Source organism: Enterobacter sp. BNK-29 (genome assembly GCF_048684785.1).
GTDB lineage: Bacteria > Pseudomonadota > Gammaproteobacteria > Enterobacterales > Enterobacteriaceae > Enterobacter > Enterobacter cloacae_M.
In genome coordinates, this window is sequence record NZ_JBLQTU010000001.1 from 3,110,505 (window position 1) to 3,127,876 (window position 17,372).

Genomic DNA, 17,372 nt, shown 5'->3' on the forward strand with positions numbered 1-17,372 from the left:
GTTGTAGGTGTTCCTTTTTGGCGAAAACCAAAAAACCGAGTAATAGTTTATGACAATTTTTACCCTTATGTTTATGAATTATTGTTGAAGTTTGAATAAAACAGCAATATGCACGTAAAAAAGCGCGTTTTGATAAATTCAGCGAGGGGAAGAAGAAGAAACCCTTATGGCATCAGGGTATCAGGTAGCCAAAGTTAAACTTTGGCTACCCGTAATTTAGGCTTTATGACGGTTATCAGGCAGGAATATGGTCAACATCCCAAGAAGCGGCAGGAAAGCGCAGATTTTATAAACCAGGAAGATGCTTGTGTGATCCGCCACCATCCCTAACACCGCCGCGCCAAGCCCGCCCATGCCGAAGGCGAAACCGAAAAAGAGCCCGGAAACCATACCGATACGGCCAGGCAGCAGCTCCTGGGCATAGACCAGAATGGCGGAAAAGGCGGATGCGAGGATAAAACCAATGATCACGGTTAAAATCCCCGTCCATTCAAGGCTGGCGTACGGCAAAATAAGGGTAAACGGCGCCACGCCGAGGATAGAGCCCCAAATGACATATTTACGCCCAATCTTATCCCCCACAGGCCCGCCAATAACCGTACCGGCCGCGACGGCGAACAGGAAGGCAAACAGGTGGATCTGCGCATTCTGTACCGATAATCCGAATTTTTGCATCAGATAAAAGGTGTAATAGCTGCTGATGCTCGCCATATAGAAGTATTTCGAGAAAATCAGTACCAGCAGCACGGAAACCGCCAGGATAACCTTGTTGCGCGGCAGGGGATTGATAACCTTCGCTTTAGGTTTACCTTTATTCACGCGATGCTGAGCGGCATACCAGCGACTGATCTGCGCCAGCACGATAATCGCCAGCATTGCGGCCAGCACAAACCAGGCCACGTTGCCTTTGCCGTAAGGGGCAATAATCACCGCGGCCAGCAGCGGGCCGAGAGAGCTACCAAAGTTACCGCCCACCTGGAAGAGAGACTGCGCCAGACCGTGACGTCCCCCGGAGGCCATGCGCGCCACGCGGGAAGACTCCGGATGGAAAACGGACGAGCCGGTACCCACCAGCGCGGCGGCAATCAGCACGGCTTCAAAGCTCCCCGCCATGGCCAGCAGCACCAGCCCGCTTAGGGTGAAGCACATGCCAATCGGCAGCGACCACGGCATCGGATATTTATCCGTCCAGTAGCCCACCACCGGCTGCAGCAGTGAGGAAGCCAGCTGGAAGGTCAGGGTGATCATCCCGATCTGCACGAAGGTGAGTGAGAACTCGGACTGCAGCAGCGGATAAATGGCCAGAATCAACGACTGGATCATGTCGTTGAGCAGGTGCGAGAGACTGATTGCGCCTAAGACTTTAAAGGAGGTGCGCGACGCCGGCGCGCCCGGAACGGGCTGGGTTGATTCACTGATTGCCATAGAGAGAAGTACCACGTTTTTCGTTATTAGATATGCAGGGTGTAATTATTATCCGACTAACATACCCGCCCGGGACATTTGAAGAAAGTCGCAATTCTGAAAACTTATTTGTCTATTCTTGTTAGTCACTGTAATTTTTGCCTTTGTCTATTGGTCAGGGAGAGAGAAGATGAAGTTAATGAAGCGGGGCGTCGCGCTGGCGCTCATCGCCGCATGGGGCCTGGTAAGCCTGCCCGCGCAGGCGTATGAAAAAGACAAAACCTATAAAATCACCATCCTGCATACCAACGATCACCACGGTCATTTCTGGCGCAGCGAATACGGCGAATATGGACTGTCGGCACAAAAAACGCTGGTGGACGGCATTCGCAAAGAGGTGGCGGCCCAGGGGGGCAGCGTGCTGCTGCTGTCGGGTGGTGATATCAATACCGGCGTGCCGGAATCCGATTTACAGGACGCGGAACCTGATTTTCGCGGCATGAACCTGATTGGCTACGACGCGATGGCCGTGGGTAACCACGAATTCGATAATCCGCTGACCGTGCTGCGTCAGCAGGAAAAATGGGCCAAATTCCCCTTCCTCTCCGCCAATATTTACCAGAAAAGCACCGGCGAACGCCTGTTTAAGCCGTGGGCGCTGTTTAAGCGTCAGGACCTGAAGATTGCGGTCATCGGCTTAACCACCGACGATACGGCGAAAATTGGTAACCCCGAGTTCTTTACCGATATCGAATTCCGTAAACCGGCAGACGAAGCGAAGCTGGTAATTCAGGAGCTGCAGCAAAACGAGAAGCCGGACGTGATTATCGCCACCACGCACATGGGGCACTACGACAACGGCGAGCACGGCTCTAACGCGCCCGGCGACGTGGAAATGGCGCGCAGCCTGCCTGCGGGCTCGCTGGCAATGATTGTGGGCGGTCACTCACAGGATCCGGTGTGCATGGCCTCGGAGAACAAAAAGCAGGTGGACTACGTGCCGGGCACGCCGTGCGCGCCGGACCGTCAGAACGGGATCTGGATTGTTCAGGCGCACGAGTGGGGAAAATACGTCGGCCGGGCGGATTTCGAGTTCCGTAACGGCGAGATGAAGCTGGTGCACTATCAGCTCATCCCGGTCAACCTGAAGAAGAAAGTCACCTACCCGGACGGGAAAAGTGAGCGCGTACTCTACACGCCAGAGATCGCTGAAAACCAGCAGATGCTCTCCCTCCTGACGCCGTTCCAGAGCAAAGGCAAGGCGCAGCTGGACGTGAAAATCGGCACGCTGAACGGTCGTCTGGAGGGGGACCGCAGTAAAGTTCGCTTCGTGCAGACCAACATGGGCCACCTGGTGCTGGCGGCGCAAATGGCGCGCACCGGCGCTGACTTCGGCGTGATGAGCGGCGGCGGTATTCGTGACTCTATCGAAGGCGGAAACATCACCTATAAAGATGTCCTGAAGGTGCAGCCGTTCGGCAACGTGGTGGTCTATGCGGACATGAGCGGGAAAGAGGTGATCGACTACCTGACCGCCGTGGCGCAGATGAAGCCGGATTCCGGGGCCTATCCGCAGTTTGCCAACGTCAGCTTTGTGGCGAAAGACGGCAAGCTTAACGACCTGAAGATCAAAGGCGAACCGGTTGATCCGGCTAAGACTTACCGTCTGGCGACGTTAAGCTTTAATGCCTCCGGCGGCGACGGCTATCCGCATATCGATAACAAACCTGGATACGTGAATACCGGCTTTATCGATGCGGAAGTGCTGAAGCAGTTTATCGAGCAGAATTCGCCGATTGACGTGAATGCGTATGAGCCGAACGGTGAGGTGAGCTGGCAGTAGTGGTGTGCGGCCTGATGCCCTCATCCCAACCCTCTCCCACAGGGAGAGGGCGCGAACACAAAAAACGGTAACGCCTGTTACCGTTTTGCTTTTACCTCGTAGCCGCCACCCGGCTTTTTCTTTTACTCCCGGCGCGCAATATCCGCAAACTTCGCGTCCAGCATTTTCGCCAGGTCGCCCGCCGCCAGCTCAATATCCAGCCCGCGTTTGCCGCCGGATATAAAGATGGTTTCAAACTCCTGTGAAGGGGCATCAATCAGCGTCGGCAGGCGTTTTTTCTGCCCGAGCGGACTGATCCCGCCCACCAGATAGCCCGTGGTGCGCTGCGCCACCATCGGATCCGCCATATCCACCTTCTTCGCCCCCAGGGCTTTGGCGACTTTCTTCAGATCCAGCTGCCCCGCCACCGGAGTAACCGCGACGGCGAGGTGTTTCATATCGCCATTCACCGCCACCAGCAGCGTTTTATAAACCTGGTCAGCATTCAGCCCCAGCTTGCGCACCACTTCATCACCAAAGTTAGTTTCATTCGGATCGTGATCGTAAGTGTGGATCCGGAAAGAAATGTTGTTTTTTTCGAGTAATTTAACGGCGGGAGTCATAGCTATCCTTCTTACGACAGACAAATCATGCCCACAGCATACGCCTGACGTTTGTCTAAAAAATAGCACCATCTTGCGCAATAGTATTGGCAGTGATGGTCACTTTGAGCGACAATCGGCTCAACCGAAGGTCTCCTTCGGCATAATAAAAACGATGAAATTCCTCTTTGACGGGCCAATAGAAATATTGGCCATTTTTTTATTTCAACAGTGACGGCAAATTCCCTTCTCCGTACAAATGTAACGCCCCAACCGCCACCACGTAATGCCCCGCGGGCAAAGCGTGCAGCGTCTGCCGCCAGGCTTTGTTGCGCGCGTTCATCAGCACATCATACAGAGATTCGCTGAAGGTCGACGGTAACGCCAGCTTACCGTCCTCAGGCGGCGCGTCCAGCCACCAGCCAATCATGGTCTGCAGCAGGCGCGCGTTGGTGTGCCAGTGGGTCAACGTATCATCCAGCAGCATCAGGCCGTCGTCGGGAAGCTGCCGCAGAAGCGCAATCTGGCTGTCCGTCCCTTCCAGCTCGATGACGGGCAGGCTGCGTGCCCTTGCCGCGTTCAGCAGCTGGTAATCAATGCCGTAGTCACCGCGCAGTCCCAGACGCTGCGCCTGCGTGGCCTGTAGCACCATCGCAATTTGCCAGAGCGGCAGGGTGTCAATCATGGAGAGCGACACGCCGGTTTCATCCGCAACGCGCGTAAGTTCGGCAAGCCGGGTACCATCCAGACGTTCCGCCAGGCTGAGATCGCTTTCCAGCCCGGCAAACGGCGACTCCTGACCCGAAATGTCCGCCTCAACGACCAGCGCGTCGGCGTGTTTCAGCAGTTTAATCAGCCCGGGTGGCAGGGGAGACATATCCTGCGTACCCATATGAATACTGCCGACCAGATGCAGGTGCTGCCCGCCGGGGAGAGAGATATCCAGACCGGGCCAGGCATAACGGCGAGGAAAGAGGGCGCGAAACGATGCTTTTATACGATTAAACAGACCCATACGCGCTCCATGAATGGAAAGGTTCATGCTAGCGCGTACGGGTACAAGGTTCAATCCTTCGGTTTAAAGCGCAGCAGACGGTTGGCGTTGCTCACCACGGTTATGGAGGAGAGTGCCATCGCCGCGCCCGCGACCACCGGGTTAAGCAGCGTGCCGGTCAGCGGCCATAAAATCCCGGCCGCGATTGGGATACCGAGGGTGTTATAGACGAACGCTCCCAGCAGGTTCTGCTTCATGTTGCGCAGCGTGGCTTTTGAAATGGCCAGCGCGTCGGCAACGCCCATCAGGCTGTGGCGCATCAACGTAATCGCAGCGGTTTCGATGGCGACATCGCTCCCGCCGCCCATGGCAATCCCCACGTCCGCCTGGGCCAGCGCCGGGGCATCGTTGATGCCGTCGCCGACCATCGCCACCTGACGGCCCTGACTTTGCAGCTTCTTGATGGCGTCCGCTTTACCGTCCGGCAGCACGCCTGCAATGACCTCATCAATTCCGGCTTCTTTCGCGATGGCGTTGGCAGTGGTCGGGTTATCCCCGGTCAGCATCACCAGACGGTAGCCCGCGCGGTGCAGGCGCTGCAGGGCGTCCACGCTGTCCTGGCGAAGCGGATCGCGCACGGCCAGCAGCGCGGCGGCTTTGCCATCCACCGCAAGCAGAACCGGCGTAGCGCCCTGAGACGCCTGCGCCTTCAGCTCGCTTTCCAGCGCGGCGGTATCAATACCGTTTTCATTAAGCAATGCCTGGTTGCCCAGCAGCAGCGCGTGGCCTTCTGCTTCACCGCTGACGCCGAGCCCGCGCAGGGTGCGGAAATTGCTGACCTGCGGCAGGGCAGAAGCATTGGCTTTATCGAGAATGGCGCGCGCCAGGGGATGGCTGGATCCTTGCTCCAGCGCGGCGGCGAGGCGCAGCGCCTCCTCTTGCGCAATGCCTGCGGTAGTGACGGCTACCACCTGCGGTTTGCCTTCGGTCAGCGTGCCGGTTTTATCAAACACCAGCGTGTCCAGGGTGCTGGCCCGCTGCAGCGCGTCGGCATCCCGCACCAGTACGCCAAATTCGGCCGCGCGGCCTACGCCGGAGATAATCGACATCGGGGTTGCCAGGCCAAGGGCGCAAGGACAGGCGATGATCAGCACCGTGGTGGCAATCACCAGGGTGTAAACAATCTGCGGTGCCGGGCCGAAGAAATACCAGATAGCCGCGCTCAGCAGGGCAATGCCGACCACCACCGGCACAAAAATGGCCGAGATTCTGTCGGCAAGCTGGCCAATTTCCGGCTTGCTGCTCTGGGCCTGACGCACCATGCGGATAATACGCGACAGCGTCGTGTGGCTGCCGACGGCGCTGGCGGTAAACAGCACGCTGCCGTCCTGCACCACCGTACCCGCATGAACGGCGTCGCCGTCTGATTTCTGCTGGGGAATGGGCTCGCCGGTCAGCATCGCTTCATCCAGCCAGGCTTCGCCCTGGGTTATCTTGCCGTCAACGGGAACGCGATCGCCCGTCGTCAGGCGCAGCGTCATGCCGGGCTGAACTTCCGCCAGCGGGACGCTTTTCTCTCCCTCGTCCGTGACCACGCGGGCCGTCGGCGGGGTTAAATCGAGCAATCTTTCCAGCGCTTTCGAGGAGCGCTGACGGGCGCGGGCTTCCAGCATATGGCCCAGGTTAATCAGGCCGATAATCATCGCACTCGCTTCATAGTAGAGATGGCGAGCCTCCATCGGGAACCACTGGGGCCAGACGTTCACGCTCATCGAATAGAGCCACGCCGCGCCGGTACCGAGCGCCACCAGCGTATCCATCGTCGCGGTGCGGTTTTTCAGGCTCTTCCAGGCGCTGGTATAGAAATGCCCGCCTGCAAACACCATCACCGCAAGGGTAATCAGACCAATCACCAGCCACAGCGTGCGGTTGTCAGCGGTGACCATCATGTTGTCACCCATCATGCCCCACACCATCACCGGAATACCCACCAGCAGGGCGACAATCGCCTGCCAGCGGAAGCGCTTCATGGTGGCGATAGCCGTTTCCTGCTGGCGCTCGCGGCGTTCGGCATCATCTTCGATGGCCTCCGCGCCGTAGCCCGCTTTTTCAACGGCCTGCACTAAATCTGCGGCGGAGGCGCTGCCCATCACCAGCGCAGTGCGCTCCGCGAGGTTTACCCGTGCCTGCGCGACGCCCGGTATGGCCTGCAAGGCGTTTTGTACCCGGGAGACGCAGCTGGCGCAGCTCATGCCGTTGATCAGCAGCTGTTGGCTGTCGTCAATATCATCAGCTGCCGGAAGCTCAGGAGTGGCCGCTGTCAGCGCTTCCGACGGGGATGATGACTCTGCCAGCGGTTTAGCCTTTGGGTGGCTTAACTCCGCCCCGTAACCGGCCTGCTTGATGGTATCAATCAGCGCATCCGCGCTGGCGCTGCCGGTGACGGCTGCATGATCGATAGTCACGTCAGCGCTTTCAACGTCAGGGCGCTGTTCCAGGCTTTCTTTAACGCGTTTGACGCAGTGGCCGCAGGAGAGGCCGACCAGCGTCAGGTCGATAGTGTGAGACATAGTAAAACTCCCGTATAATGATCTGGTCAGTTGTTGACCGATACAGTGCTTTTCACTGACTGTTATAAAGGTTAAACCTTCCATCAAGGGGAAGGTCAAGGGGGAAATGTGAATATCAGTGACGTGGCAAAAAAAACTGGCTTAACCAGCAAGGCAATCCGCTTTTATGAAGAGAAGGGGCTGGTAACGCCACCGCTGCGCAGCGAAAACGGCTATCGCAGCTATATGAAACTGCATATTGATGAGCTGACGCTGCTGCGCCAGGCAAGACAGGTCGGTTTTAACCTGGAAGAGTGCGGCGAGCTGGTTAACCTGTTCAACGATCCGAAGCGTCACAGCGCCGACGTGAAAAAACGCACGCTGGAAAAAGTGGCCGAGATCGAACGCCATATTCTCGAGCTGCAGGCGATGCGCGAACAGCTGCTACAGCTCGCGGAATCCTGTCCGGGGGATGACAGCGCCGACTGCCCGATTATCGATAATCTTGCCGGCTGCTGTCATCGTAAGGCTTCTGCTTAGCAGGCTTTCACCCGCAGGGTAATGCCTTCCACCGCAATGACCTCAACCCGCGTGCCGGCGCTGAGGTCGTCGTCGGCGACCACCGGCCACGAGCTGTCGCCCACGCGCATGTGCCCGCGCCCGTTCACCAGCGCGGTGTCGAGCGTAAAACGCTTGCCGACAATCTGCTGCCCGCGCTGGTTAAGGTGCGCGTCCAGCGGCTTCTGCTCGTTAACCCGCCGGTTTAGCCAGCGCCACCACAGCCACGCGGCCACCAGCGTCAGCACGGCAAATAGCGCGCCCTGCCACGCCCAGTCCAGCGGAAGGATCCAGACCAGAAGGCCAGTAATGACGGCGGCGACACCGCTCCAGAGCAGGTAGCCGTTGCCGCCCAGCATCTCCGCCGCCAGCAATAAGCCGCCGAGGCTTAGCCAGAAGGCATGAGGATGTGCAGCGATCAGCTCAATCATTTTTTACGCTCGTTTCCGCTGTCTTTAATCAGTTCGGCAATACCGGCGATAGAGCCCATCAGGCTGCTGGCCTCCAGCGGCATCATCACCACTTTGCTATTGTTCGCCGAGCCGATCTGTTTCAGCGCGTCGGTATATTTTTGCGCGACAAAGTAGTTCACGGCCTGGATATCACCGGCGGCAATCGCCTCGGACACCATCTGGGTGGCGCGGGCTTCCGCTTCTGCCGAGCGTTCACGCGCTTCCGCCTGTAAAAACGCGGACTGACGGTCGCCTTCCGCTTTCAGGATCTGCGACTGTTTTTCCCCTTCCGCTTTGAGGATCTCCGCCTGACGCACCCCTTCTGCTTCCAGAATGTAGGCGCGCTTGGTTCGCTCGGCCTTCATCTGGGCGTTCATGGAGGCGATCAGCTCCGCCGGCGGGCGCACGTCGCGGATCTCGATACGGGTGACCTTGATCCCCCACGGGTTGGTTGCCTCATCGACAATATGCAGCAGGCGGGTATTGATGCTGTCGCGCTGGGAAAGCATCTCGTCCAGCTCCATCGAGCCGAGCACGGTACGGATGTTGGTCATCGTCAGGTTGACGATCGCCAGCTCCAGGTTGCTGACCTCATAGGCCGCTTTCGGCGCATCAATCACCTGAATAAAACAGACGGCGTCGATGGTAACGTTGGCGTTATCCTTGGAGATGATCTCCTGAGAAGGAATGTCCAGTACCTGTTCCATCATGTTGATCTTGCGACCGATTCTGTCCATGAACGGAACAATCAGGCTTAAGCCTGGCTGGAGGGTATTGGTGTAGCGACCGAAACGCTCGACGGTCCACTGATAGCCCTGAGGGACAATTTTGACGCCTGCGCCCACGATAACCAGCGCAACGAAAATAAGGACAGGAACAACGATAAGCATAAAAACCTCCTGTTTTGCATGCTGTGACGAGTGAAAGTGTGTATTTATTGCTCGTAAGTATAGGTAAAGTCAGAGATGAATCCATCACCCGCTTCGACAATGGCTTTGGATAATCCCTGGTAGTACTTCTCCAGCCCCAGCGCTTCGATACGCTGGATCTGTTCGCGGATAGGGGCGCAGAACAGAACGGCATTCCCCGCTTCTACGCGTTTGTTATTCGGTGGAAGATCGCCCGCGATGGCCTTGAACCACGTCCTGATACCCTGCTTTAAATTATGCGGCGCTTTAGTCAGGTTATCCATGCCCGTCAGGACCTGCAGGGTGGGAAACTCATCGGCCAGCACGGCGGTTTTCATGCGCGCAAAGAACTGGCTGAACAATTCAAACGATCCCAGATCGGTCACGCGCGGTTTGGTCGTTTTGCCGTTCTTATTGCCGATTTTCCCTGCGGCTGACGCTGCGGCCGGAACCGCATTCACCTTTTCCAGCTCCAGCCCGAATAACAAATTACAGTGCGCACGGCGCTCTCTCAGCGGGTAGGACATCAGCACGTCAATGAATTGGGTGGCCTTTACATCGGCAAGATCGTGGTTGATAAGCCACTGGGTACGAGAAAATTCAGCCGGAGAGACGAACCAGTCGGGTACTTCATTGAAACGTTTTGATTTTCCCTTGCCGTCAAATTCCAGGAAGTGTGTCCCGTTGTCGAAGGCGAAATAGCAGTTTTTGAAACTGCCAATCGTGGTGTTCACGATGAGCGCCTTCTTTACAAAATCCACCACCTCTGCACCAATGACAAAACGCGTGAGTTCCGAAGATTTGATGACTTCCATTAATGTTTCGACATCAGGAACACCAGGCTTCAGGGAAGGAAACTCATAAAAGATATGTGCCATGCTGCTTACTTCCTGTAGTGATGGTGGAGACAAATGACAAACAAAAAGTTTAACACTTGCTTTAGCGTGAGGCTATTCGCTCTGTGCGCACGAAAGGATTATGCTACAGGCGGTTATTACACGAAGCGGTTAACGGAAGCGTAATGAACGATAAAAAAGAACTATTACATCTCAGGGATATCGGATTTCGTGCTGGAGAAAACATTATTCTTCAGCACGTCGGGTTTAGCCTATCGCCGGGCGAGTTTAAATTAATCACGGGTCCTTCAGGCTGCGGTAAAAGCACGCTGCTGAAAATTGTAGCCTCACTCCTCAGCCCGACTGAGGGCACCCTTCTGTTTGAAGGACAGGATATCGCAACACTGTCCCCGGAAAACTATCGCCAGCAGGTCTCCTACTGCGTGCAAACCCCCGCGCTTTTTGGCGACACGGTCTACGACAACCTGATTTTCCCTTGGCAAATCCGCAATAAAACGCCGGAGCCGGAAAAGTTTATCAGCGATCTGGCCCGCTTTGGCCTGGCGCAGGAGACGTTAACCAAATCCATCACCGCGCTGTCGGGCGGAGAAAAGCAGCGCGTCTCGCTGATCCGCAACCTGCAGTTTTTACCGAAGGTGCTTTTGCTGGACGAAATTACCAGCGCGCTCGATGACGTCAACAAGCGCAACGTTAACGAGATTATTCATCGCTACGCCCGGGAGCAGAATATTGCCGTGCTGTGGGTGACGCACGACGCTAACGAAATAACCCATGCGGATGACGTGATTATGCTTCAGCCGCACGGCGGGAAAATGCAGGAGGCTAACCGTGGGTGAGCATAACATTACCAATGAATCCCTGGCGTTTTCGATGGTGCTGGTGCTGATTGCGATTGTGGTCAGCTACCGGGAAAAGCTGGGACTGGAAAAAGATATTGTGTGGAGTATCTGCCGCGCGGTGGTTCAGCTCATTATCGTCGGCTATGTGCTGAAGTATATTTTCAACGTCAACCACGCGGTGCTGACGCTGCTGATGGTGCTCTTTATCTGTTTCAACGCGGCGTGGAATGCGAAAAAACGCAGTAAATACATTGATAAGGCGTTTATCTCGTCGTTTATCGCCATTACCACCGGGACGGCGCTCACGCTGGCGGTGCTGGTGCTCTCCGGCTCGATTGCCTTTACGCCGATGCAGGTTATCCCCATCTCGGGAATGATTGCGGGGAACGCCATGGTGGCCGTTGGGCTCTGTTATAACAATCTCGGCCAGCGTTTCAGCAGTGAACAGCAGCAGCTGCAGGAGAAGTTAAGCCTTGGGGCAACGCCTAAAGTGGCCTCGGCGCGGCTGATTCGTGAGAGCATTCGCTCATCGCTGATCCCAACTGTAGATTCAGCCAAAACGGTGGGGCTGGTGAGCCTGCCGGGCATGATGTCGGGGCTGATTTTTGCCGGCATCGATCCGGTAAAAGCGATTAAGTATCAGATCATGGTGACGTTTATGCTGCTTTCCACGGCAAGCCTGTCAACCATCATTGCCTGCTACCTGACCTATCGGAAGTTCTACAATTCACGGCATCAGCTTGTGGTGACGCAGTTGAAAAACGTGCGCTGATTGTGCCGGGCGGCACTGCGTTTGCCCGGCCTACGATTCGTGCTTTTGTAGGCCCGGTAAGGCGAAGCCGCCACCGGGCAAAGTGCATCAATATAACAACGCGTAAAGCTGACGACGATACTTCGACGCCAGCGCGTCTCCGGTGCCCAGCGCGGCCAGAATTTCCTGGAACATCTTACGCGCCTGACCGTCTGCGGCTGCCAGGTCTTTTTGCAGGTGGCTGAACAGCAGCTCCAGCGCCTCTTCGTTACGCCCCACCTGGTGCAGCTGCAGCGCCAGCTGGCTTGCCAGCGCAGCGTCGGCCGGATTGTCGGCAACCTGCTGCTGCAGCTGCTGAATTTCCGGGGTGTCCGCGGCCTGTTTCAGCAGCTCAATCTGCGCGACCAGACCCTGATAGCGGGTGTCCTGATCCTGCAGCGGAACCGTTTTGAGTACGGCTTCCGCGTCTTCTGAACGGTGCAGGGCGATCTGCGTTTCCGCCAGCAGCAGGCCGATCTGGCTGTTCTGATTCGACAGCTGCCACGCCTCTTTGAGCAGCGGCAGCGCCTCGTCGTATTTACCTTCCTGCATCATCGCCATGCCTTCCTGCGCTTTCAGCTCTTCTTCGCGCGGCAGCACTTTATCCAGCAGGGCGCGAATCGCCTCTTCCGGCTGCGGCCCCTGGAAACCGTCAACGGGCTGACCGTTCTGGAACAGATAGACGGTAGGAATGGCGCGCAGACCAAACTGAGACGCCACCATCGGCTCGGCGTCACAGTCCAGTTTGGCGAGAATGAACTGACCGTTGTACTGGGCGGCAAGGCTTTCCAGCACCGGCGTCAGCTGCAGGCAGTGTTGGCTGCGTTCAGACCAGAAGTAGAACAGGACCGGTTTGGTCATCGACTGTTCAAGGGTCTGTTGCAGGTTAGCTTCTGTAATATTGACGATATTCTGTACGGACATGCGGCTTTCTCTTTTGTCGGTTTGTTCTTTACATGGGGATGAGCGTCGTCGCTTCAACTCAACCGTGCAAAATTTTGTCCATCACCCGGCCCGGCAGCAGGCGCTTTAACCAGCCTACGGCGTGGGTGACCAGCGTTACCGGATAGCGCATTTTGGGATGTTCACTCTCAAAAGCATGGCGCACTTTGGCCACCACCGCCTCTGGCCCGAGGGTAAAACGTGCGGCAATGCCGGGGTTCTCGACCGGTTTATCCGCCTGGGTCTGGTTCACGTTTTCGGTAAAGCGGGTGCGGATCGGGCCGGGCTCAATCAGGCTGACCTTAATGCCGCTGTGGCGCAGCTCCATGCGCAGGGCGTCGGACCAGGCCTCCAGCGCATATTTGCTGGCGGCGTAGGCGCCGCGGCCCGGGGTGGAAATCAGCCCCATCACTGACGATGTCATCACGATGCGCCCTTCACCGTGCGGCAGCATCGCGGGGAGCAGACGCATGGTGAGCTGATGCACGCCGAAGAAGTTGGTCGAAAACTGTTTCTCCAGCGTTTCGCGGGAGAGCGTATCCAGCGGGCCATACACCCCGTAGCCGGCATTGTTAAAGAGCCCGTACAGACGATTGTCGGTCAGCGCGATCACTTCATCGGCGGCGCGTTCAACGCTCTCCGGCGAGTCCATATCCAGCAGCACGCCGGTAAAGCCCAGCCCGTTCATGCGTTCGACATCGTCGGGTTTGCGACACGCCGCCAGCACCCGAAACCCCTGGCGCTTCAGTTCGAGCGCGCTTTCCAGGCCGATTCCACTGGAACATCCTGTAATTAAGACCGATTTTTGCATAACTTTACCTGTCAGGATCTCCGCTTAATCAGGAGTCATGTTTAACTAAAGGAGCCAGCCGCGTTGCCATCCAGTCGGCAATAAACGGCTGAGCATCGCGATTGGGGTGGATCCCGTCGTCTTGCATCCACTGGGGTTTGAGATAGACCTCTTCCATGAAAAATGGCAGCAGCGGAATATCAAACTCTTTGGCAAGCTTAGGGTAGATCGCGCTAAAGACTTCATTATACCGACGACCGTAGTTGGCGGGCAGGCGAATTTGCATCAGCAGCGGCTGGGCGTTTGCCGCTTTGATATCCTGCAAAATGGTGCGCAGCGTTTGCTCGGTTTGCTGAGGCTGGAAACCGCGCAATCCATCGTTACCGCCAAGCTCCACCAGCACCCAGCGCGGCTGATGCTGTTTGAGCAGCGCAGGCAGGCGCGACAGGCCCTGCTGCGAGGTATCGCCGCTGATGCTGGCGTTGATTACCGACGTCTTGCTCTGCCATTTGTCGTTGAGCAGAGCGGGCCAGGCCGCGCTGGCCGCCATGCGATAGCCTGCGCTGAGGCTGTCGCCGAGAACCAGTAACGTGTCCGCTGCCGCCGCGCGGAAGGTCATCAGAATCAAAAACAGGAAGGGCAAATGCCAGCGGAAAACAGTGTTGAAGTTCATCATCTTAAGAAGTCCGTCGGTCAGGGGGAACACGAGCTTTCCATCCTTACTGGAGTTGAACTCGTTGTCAAACGCGCTGAAACCATCGCGCTGATTGGCGAATCCGGTTCCGGCAAGTCCACGCTGCTGGCGATTTTGGCCGGTCTGGACGACGGCAGCAGCGGCGAGGTCCACCTGGTCGGGCAACCGCAGCACCAGCTTGATGAAGAGGCCCGGGCCGCGCTGCGCGCGCGTCACGTTGGTTTTGTCTTTCAGTCCTTTATGCTGATCCCCACTCTGAACGCGCTGGAAAACGTCGAACTCCCGGCGCTGCTTCGCGGTGAAAACAGCCGTGAAAGCCGGGCGCACGCGAAGGCGCTGCTGGAGCAGCTCGGTCTGGGCAAGCGTCTCGACCACCTTCCCGCACAGCTTTCCGGCGGTGAGCAGCAGCGCGTGGCGCTGGCGCGGGCGTTTAACGGTCGTCCCGAAGTCCTGTTTGCCGATGAGCCCACCGGTAACCTTGACCGTAAAACCGGCGACAAAATTGCCGACCAGCTGTTTTCGCTCAACCGCGAGCATGGCACCACGCTGATCCTCGTAACCCACGATCCGCAGCTCGCCGCCCGCTGCGATCGCCGCCTGCGGCTGGTGAACGGTATTCTTCAGGAGGAGGCATGATTACCCGCTGGTTCTGGCGCGAGTGGCGCTCGCCCTCGCTGCTGATTGTCTGGCTGGCGCTAAGCCTGGCGGTGGCCTGCGTGCTGGCGCTCGGCAGCGTCAGCGACCGCATGGAAAAAGGGCTTAGCCAGCAGAGCCGGGAGTTTATGGCGGGTGACCGGGCGCTGCAAAGCTCCCGCCCTGTGCCGTCGGGCTGGATTGCAGAGGCGCGTAAACAAGGGCTGAAGGTGGGGGAGCAGATAAGCTTCCAGACCATGACCTTTGCGGGCGACACGCCTCAGCTCGCCAGCGTTAAAGCCGTCGATGATATCTACCCGATGTACGGCGAACTGCAGACCAGCCCGCCCGGGCTGAAGCCCAAGCCCGGCACGGTGCTGCTGGCATCACGTCTGATGGCGCTTCTGAACCTGAAACCCGGCGACAGTATCGACGTCGGTGACGCCACGCTGAAAATCGCCGGGGAAGTGGTGCAGGAGCCCGATTCCGGCTTTAACCCCTTCCAGCTCGCGCCGCGCCTGCTGATGAATACCGCGGATGTCGCGGCAACCCATGCTGTACAGCCGGGCAGCCGCGTCACCTGGCGCTATAAGTTTGGCGGCACGCCTGCCCAGCTTGACGCGTACGAAAAATGGCTTCTGCCGCAGCTCAAACCAGAGCACCGCTGGTACGGGCTGGAGCAGGACGAAGGAGCGCTCGGTAAATCTCTTGAGCGTTCTCAGCAGTTCCTGCTGCTTTCGGCACTGTTGACCCTGCTGCTGGCGGTGGCGGCGGTTGCCGTGGCGATGGGGCATTACTGCCGCAGCCGCTACGACCTGGTGGCAATCCTCAAAACCCTGGGGGCGGGCAGGGCGCAGCTGCGCAAGCTGATTGTCGGCCAGTGGCTGATGCTGCTGATTCTGTCCGCGCTGACCGGCGGAATAATGGGGCTGCTGTTTGAAAAACTGCTGATGGTGATGCTGAAGCCGGTGCTCCCGGCCGCCTTGCCGCCGGCCAGCCTCTGGCCGTGGCTGTGGGCGATGGGCGCAATGACGGTGATTTCGCTGCTGGTGGGGCTACGCCCCTATCGCCTGCTGCTCGCGACGCAGCCGCTGCGCGTGCTTCGCAACGATGTGGTGGCGAACGTCTGGCCGCTGAAGTTCTATCTTCCGGTGATTATTGCCGTGGCGGTGGGGCTGCTGGCGTGGCTGATGGGGGGCAGCACGCTGCTGTGGGCGGTACTGGCCGGGGCGGTTGTGCTGGCGCTGCTGTGCGGCGTGCTGGGCTGGATACTGCTCAACGTCCTGAAGCGGCTCACGGTGAAATCGCTGCCCGTGCGCCTGGCGGTCAACCGCCTGCTGCATCAGCCGTGGTCAACGCTCAGCCAGCTGTCGGCGTTTTCGCTGTCGTTTATGCTGCTGGCGCTGCTGTTAGTGCTGCGCGGCGATCTGCTGGATCGCTGGCAGCAGCAGCTTCCCCCGGAAAGCCCGAACTATTTCCTGATCAACATTGCCCCTGAGCAGGTCACGCCGCTGAAGGGCTTCCTGTCGGAGCATCACATTATCCCTGAGTCGTTCTATCCCATCGTGCGCGCGCGTCTGACGCAGATCAACGGTCAGCCAACGGAGGGGAATAAGGACGAGTCGCTGAACCGCGAGCTGAACCTGACCTGGCAGGATAAACGCCCTGACCACAACCCGATAACCGCCGGCACCTGGCCGCCGAAAGCGGGGGAAGTCTCGATGGAAGAGGGGCTGGCGACGCGGCTGAACGTGAAGCTCGGGGACAGCGTGACCTTTACCGGCGATACCCAGGATTTTACCGCGAAAGTCACCAGCCTGCGTAAAGTGGACTGGGAAAGCCTACGGCCAAACTTCTTCTTTATCTTCCCGCCGGGCGCGCTGGACGGGCAGCCGCAGAGCTGGCTGACAAGCTTCCGCTGGGAAAACGGCAACGGCATGCTAACCCAGCTCAACCGGGAGTTTCCGACGGTCAGCCTGCTGGATATTGGCGCGATCCTGAAGCAGGTAGGGCAGGTACTGGAGCAGGTGAGCCGCGCGCTGGAGGTCATGGTGGTGCTGGTGACGATCTGCGGCGTGCTGTTGCTGCTGGCTCAGGTACAAGTGGGCATGCGCCAGCGCCATCAGGAGCTGGTGGTCTACCGCACGCTGGGGGCCGGAAAGCGACTGCTGCGGATGACGCTATGGAGCGAGTTTGCGCTGCTGGGGCTGGTGGCGGGTCTGGTAGCGGCCATTGGCGCAGAGACGGCGCTGGCGGTGCTGCAGACAAAGGTTTTCGACTTCCCGTGGGAGCCTGACTGGCGTCTCTGGTTGATCCTGCCTCTCAGCGGCGCGGTGTTGCTTTCTCTCTGCGGAGGCTGGCTCGGCACGCGGCTGTTAAAGGGGAAAGCCCTGTTCCGTCAGTTTGCGAGTTGATTTAGAACCGTGATAGTTGCGCGCCGGGTTTTAATGCCGGTGCGCAGTGTTTAAATAGCACAAAGTGATAATACCCACTCATTTAGTAGCACAAAACATTAAAAAACCGACCACACAGCCCGAT

The 17,372-nt window shown here is 57.9% G+C and carries 16 protein-coding genes; 6 read left to right on the top strand and 10 right to left on the bottom strand.

What is annotated here, in order from left to right; all coding sequences use genetic code 11:
• Positions 1–216 precede the first annotated feature (216 nt).
• Positions 217–1,425 carry an MFS transporter gene (locus ACMGGX_RS14830; RefSeq protein ID WP_348560691.1) on the bottom strand — a complete coding sequence of 403 codons (1,209 nt, stop codon included), beginning with the start codon at positions 1,423–1,425 and terminating at the stop codon, positions 217–219.
• Positions 1,426–1,594: 169 nt separating this feature from the next.
• On the opposite strand from ACMGGX_RS14830, the gene ushA reads away from it, so the two are divergent.
• On the top strand, positions 1,595–3,247 hold the full coding sequence (gene ushA, locus ACMGGX_RS14835) for a bifunctional UDP-sugar hydrolase/5'-nucleotidase UshA (RefSeq protein WP_420298537.1): 1,653 nt from the start codon (positions 1,595–1,597) through the stop codon (positions 3,245–3,247).
• Between the two features lie 122 nt (positions 3,248–3,369).
• On the opposite strand, the gene ybaK is transcribed toward ushA, so the two are convergent.
• The 3 genes from ybaK to copA form a co-directional block, all read right to left on the bottom strand.
• Positions 3,370–3,849: a Cys-tRNA(Pro)/Cys-tRNA(Cys) deacylase YbaK gene (ybaK, locus tag ACMGGX_RS14840; RefSeq protein ID WP_059311188.1), complete on the bottom strand. Its 480-nt coding sequence runs from the start codon at positions 3,847–3,849 to the stop codon at positions 3,370–3,372.
• Positions 3,850–4,048: 199 nt separating this feature from the next.
• Entirely contained in the window at positions 4,049–4,843 is a 795-nt protein-coding gene (locus ACMGGX_RS14845) for a TraB/GumN family protein (RefSeq protein ID WP_420298538.1), read from the bottom strand.
• Positions 4,844–4,893: 50 nt separating this feature from the next.
• On the bottom strand, positions 4,894–7,392 hold the full coding sequence (gene copA, locus ACMGGX_RS14850) for a copper-exporting P-type ATPase CopA (RefSeq protein WP_420298539.1): 2,499 nt from the start codon (positions 7,390–7,392) through the stop codon (positions 4,894–4,896).
• A 108-nt stretch (positions 7,393–7,500) separates the two neighbouring features.
• Between copA and cueR the strand changes: the two genes are divergently transcribed.
• A complete protein-coding gene (cueR, locus tag ACMGGX_RS14855; RefSeq protein WP_420298540.1) occupies positions 7,501–7,911 on the top strand; it encodes a Cu(I)-responsive transcriptional regulator in 411 nt (136 codons plus the stop codon).
• Here cueR and ACMGGX_RS14860 read toward each other — a convergent pair.
• The 3 genes from ACMGGX_RS14860 to ACMGGX_RS14870 are packed head-to-tail and all read right to left on the bottom strand — an operon-like array spanning position 7,908 to position 10,167.
• The gene (locus ACMGGX_RS14860) at positions 7,908–8,360 is read right to left on the bottom strand and encodes an NfeD family protein (protein WP_023310619.1); all 453 of its coding nucleotides are present in this window, start codon (positions 8,358–8,360) and stop codon (positions 7,908–7,910) included. The two genes, cueR and ACMGGX_RS14860, sit on opposite strands and share 4 nt — an antisense overlap.
• Complete coding sequence (locus ACMGGX_RS14865) at positions 8,357–9,271, bottom strand: SPFH domain-containing protein (protein WP_023310620.1); 915 nt, start codon at positions 9,269–9,271, stop codon at positions 8,357–8,359. The genes ACMGGX_RS14860 and ACMGGX_RS14865 overlap by 4 nt, the downstream gene beginning before the upstream one ends.
• 44 nt (positions 9,272–9,315) lie before the next feature.
• Positions 9,316–10,167 carry a hypothetical protein gene (locus tag ACMGGX_RS14870; RefSeq protein ID WP_181594527.1) on the bottom strand — a complete coding sequence of 284 codons (852 nt, stop codon included), beginning with the start codon at positions 10,165–10,167 and terminating at the stop codon, positions 9,316–9,318.
• 143 nt (positions 10,168–10,310) lie between these two features.
• Between ACMGGX_RS14870 and fetA the strand changes: the two genes are divergently transcribed.
• The gene (fetA, locus tag ACMGGX_RS14875; RefSeq protein WP_420298541.1) at positions 10,311–10,982 is read left to right on the top strand and encodes an iron efflux ABC transporter ATP-binding subunit FetA; all 672 of its coding nucleotides are present in this window, start codon (positions 10,311–10,313) and stop codon (positions 10,980–10,982) included.
• Positions 10,975–11,757, top strand: a complete 783-nt coding sequence (gene fetB, locus ACMGGX_RS14880; RefSeq protein WP_032641920.1) for an iron efflux ABC transporter permease subunit FetB — start codon at positions 10,975–10,977, stop codon at positions 11,755–11,757. The genes fetA and fetB overlap by 8 nt, the downstream gene beginning before the upstream one ends.
• An 87-nt stretch (positions 11,758–11,844) precedes the next feature.
• Here the strand turns inward: fetB and ACMGGX_RS14885 are convergent, their stop codons facing one another.
• From ACMGGX_RS14885 to tesA, 3 genes are read right to left on the bottom strand one after another with little or no spacing between them, the layout of a single operon-like run.
• Positions 11,845–12,699: a co-chaperone YbbN gene (locus ACMGGX_RS14885; protein ID WP_420298542.1), complete on the bottom strand. Its 855-nt coding sequence runs from the start codon at positions 12,697–12,699 to the stop codon at positions 11,845–11,847.
• A gap of 58 nt (positions 12,700–12,757) precedes the next feature.
• Positions 12,758–13,528, bottom strand: a complete 771-nt coding sequence (locus ACMGGX_RS14890; RefSeq protein ID WP_048991462.1) for an SDR family oxidoreductase — start codon at positions 13,526–13,528, stop codon at positions 12,758–12,760.
• Between the two features lie 28 nt (positions 13,529–13,556).
• Positions 13,557–14,180 carry a multifunctional acyl-CoA thioesterase I/protease I/lysophospholipase L1 gene (tesA, locus tag ACMGGX_RS14895; protein ID WP_420298761.1) on the bottom strand — a complete coding sequence of 208 codons (624 nt, stop codon included), beginning with the start codon at positions 14,178–14,180 and terminating at the stop codon, positions 13,557–13,559.
• Between tesA and ybbA the strand changes: the two genes are divergently transcribed.
• Positions 14,151–14,837 carry a putative ABC transporter ATP-binding protein YbbA gene (gene ybbA, locus ACMGGX_RS14900; protein WP_420298543.1) on the top strand — a complete coding sequence of 229 codons (687 nt, stop codon included), beginning with the start codon at positions 14,151–14,153 and terminating at the stop codon, positions 14,835–14,837. The two genes, tesA and ybbA, sit on opposite strands and share 30 nt — an antisense overlap.
• Positions 14,834–17,248 (top strand): putative ABC transporter permease subunit YbbP, encoded by a 2,415-nt coding sequence (gene ybbP, locus ACMGGX_RS14905; RefSeq protein ID WP_420298544.1) that lies wholly within the window; start codon positions 14,834–14,836, stop codon positions 17,246–17,248. The genes ybbA and ybbP overlap by 4 nt, the downstream gene beginning before the upstream one ends.
• Positions 17,249–17,372: the final 124 nt, after the last annotated feature.